Annotated in this window: 4 protein-coding genes; 3 read left to right on the top strand and 1 reads right to left on the bottom strand. The window is 70.8% G+C overall.

Annotated features, from left to right (window positions below):
* The 3 genes from G6026_RS06065 to G6026_RS06055 all read left to right on the top strand — a co-directional run.
* Window positions 1-1,053: trypsin-like peptidase domain-containing protein (locus tag G6026_RS06065; RefSeq protein ID WP_194307577.1), on the top strand; the 1,053-nt coding region annotated here is incomplete at its 5' end.
* Complete coding sequence (locus tag G6026_RS06060; protein WP_107756970.1) at window positions 1,050-1,625, top strand: molybdopterin-binding protein; 576 nt, start codon at window positions 1,050-1,052, stop codon at window positions 1,623-1,625. The genes G6026_RS06065 and G6026_RS06060, both read left to right, overlap by 4 nt.
* Entirely contained in the window at window positions 1,619-1,801 is a 183-nt protein-coding gene (locus G6026_RS06055; RefSeq protein WP_197431414.1) for a hypothetical protein, read from the top strand. The genes G6026_RS06060 and G6026_RS06055 overlap by 7 nt, the downstream gene beginning before the upstream one ends.
* A 17-nt stretch (window positions 1,802-1,818) precedes the next feature.
* Here the strand turns inward: G6026_RS06055 and mscL are convergent, their stop codons facing one another.
* On the bottom strand, window positions 1,819-2,247 hold the full coding sequence (gene mscL / locus G6026_RS06050) for a large conductance mechanosensitive channel protein MscL (protein ID WP_107756968.1): 429 nt from the start codon (window positions 2,245-2,247) through the stop codon (window positions 1,819-1,821).
* Window positions 2,248-2,499 lie beyond the last annotated feature (252 nt).

Genomic DNA, 2,499 nt, shown 5'->3' with positions numbered 1-2,499 from the left:
GGCCTGCTGGTCGCCGGCCTGGTGGCGGCGATGCTGGTCTCGGGTGGCCTGGGCGGGTGGATAGGCGCGACGGTGGCCGGCGGGGGCGACGGCGCCAGGCTCGCCTCCCCGATCTCCGCCACGCAGCCCGAGGGACAGGCCCCGGACGGCACCGTCGAGTCCGTTGCCGACACGGTGCTGCCGAGCGTGGTCTCGATCGATGTCCGCGGACAGGCCGGGCGGGGTGAGGGATCCGGCGTGATCCTCACCCCGGACGGTCTGATCATCACCAACAACCACGTCATCGCGTTGGGTGCCGCCGGCGGCCAGATCGAGGTGCGCTTCCACGACGGGTCGAGGGCCCCGGCGACGATCGTCGGTACCGATCCGGCGACGGACATCGCCGTGATCAGGGCGGAGACCGACCGGTCGCTCACCCCGATCGCACTCGGGTCCTCCGCGACCCTCGACGAGGGCCAGGCCGTCGCCGCGGTGGGCTCTCCGCTCGGTCTGTCCGGCACCGTGACCACCGGCATCGTCTCCGCGCTCGACAGGCCGGTGCGCGCCGGCGGTGCGCAGTCCGACCAGAGCACGGTGATCGACGCCATCCAGACCGACGCCGCGGTCAACCCCGGCAACTCCGGTGGCGCGCTGGTCAACATGAACGGCGAACTGGTGGGCATCAACTCGGCCATCGCATCGCTGGGATCCGGGAACGCGGGATCCATCGGCCTGGGCTTCGCCATCCCGGTCGACCAGGCCCGGCGGATCGCGGATCAGCTGATCAAGCAGGGTTTCGCCACCCGTGCGGTTCTCGGGGTCACGGTGAGCGACCAGCGGGACATCAGCGGCGCGCTGGTGCGCACCACCGAGGCGGGGGGGCCCGCCGAGCAGGCGGGCATCGAGGAGGGGGCGGTGATCACCGGGGTCGGAGACCGGGTGATCGAGAGCGGCGACGCGTTGGTCGCCGCCATCCGCTCGAGGGCCCCCGGGGAGACGGTCTCCGTCACCTATGCTTCTCGTGTGGGCGATCAGCCGAGGACTGTCGACGTGGTACTGGGAGAGGCGAGATGAGCACGAGATTCGACCCGAGGTCTCTACCCGGTGGGCGCAGGCTCCAGACTGACGTGGACTTCGACCCCACGGCCACCGAGCCGGCGGACACCCCTATCGCCGGTCGCGCGATGGTCGTGGTGGTCACCGACCGGTTGGACGGCCGGGAGGACACGATCGGCCCGCTGGTCACCGAGTTGCTCGAGGAGGAGGGGTTCCTGGTGGGCGGCGTCGTGGGAGTGGCCGCCGACGAGGCCGAGGTCCGCAAGGCACTCGAGACCGCTGTGGTGGGCGGCTTCGACTTCGTGGTGACCGTCGGCGGCACCGGAGTCGGACCGCGGGACATCACCCCCGAGGTGACGGAGGAGATCCTCGACCAGCGACTGCCCGGCATCGCCGAGGCCGTCCGGTCGTCAGGCCTCACGGCCGGGGCCGTCGACTCGATCGTCTCCCGCGGTCTGGTCGGGGTGTCCGGGAGCACGGTGGTCGCCAACCTCGCGCCGAGCCGCGCCGCGATCCGTGACGGGATGGCGACGCTGTGCCCGCTGGTCTCGTACGTGGTGGCTCAGCTGTCCGCGATCGACGAGTGGTGACCGACCGGCGGGTCGAGGACGGCGGGCCGCAGGACGGCGCCGGGACAGACAGCGCCCGGATCGACGAGGTGTTCGGCGAGGTCCTGCCTCGGACCACATCCGACGAGGTCCGCGACGAGGACGGCCGGCTCGGCGACGACTGGTGGAGGGAGCAACGCCCTCCCCACCACGGGTGAGTTGCCCGGGTGCGGGGTCAGGACTCGCCGGACGGGTTCCGCGGGTCCGACGGATGGCTGAGCGGACGCCCTGCGAGCAGGTCGCGGATCTCCACCAGGAGGTCGTTGTCCGAGGCGGGGGCATCCACACCCTTGCGCTTGGCGGCGGCCTCCTTCAGCTTGTTCATCGGCCCCACCAGGACGAAGTAGATGACCGCGGCGATCAGCAGGAAGTTGATGATCGCGGTGAGCAGCAACCCGAAGTCCATCCGCGTCTCGGGGTTGTTGTCCAGTAGTTGGACGGCGAACCCGATCTCGCTGTTGCCACCCAACAGTGCGATCAGCGGGTTGATGATCGCGCTGGTGAAGGCGTCGACGATCGACGCGAACGCCGTGCCGATGACCACGGCGACCGCCAGGTCGATCACGTTGCCCTGCATGATGAAGTCTTTGAAGCCCTTGAGCATCCTGCACCCCTCCCTGGAGACGCGGCGTGGTCCACCACGTGTGCGTACGTTCGCGCCGATCTGAACCGCAGGGACGTTACCAGCACGATCCCTGCCGCGGTCACCCGTGCACCAGGATCGCCAGCGGTGTCCCGGCGGCGTGCGAGGCCACCCGGGCGGCGTCGGATTCAGGTACCTCGACGAGGATCGACCGGCTCCCGCCCCGGCCGGCCGGGGTGTCGGCGACGCGGGCGGCGCGCGCGATCACGAGGG

The sequence above is a fragment of the Dietzia sp. DQ11-38-2 genome, assembly GCF_014145055.1.
Lineage (GTDB): Bacteria > Actinomycetota > Actinomycetes > Mycobacteriales > Mycobacteriaceae > Dietzia.
Note: the sequence above shows the minus strand (reverse complement) of the source record. Positions and strands in the feature narration are given on the sequence as shown.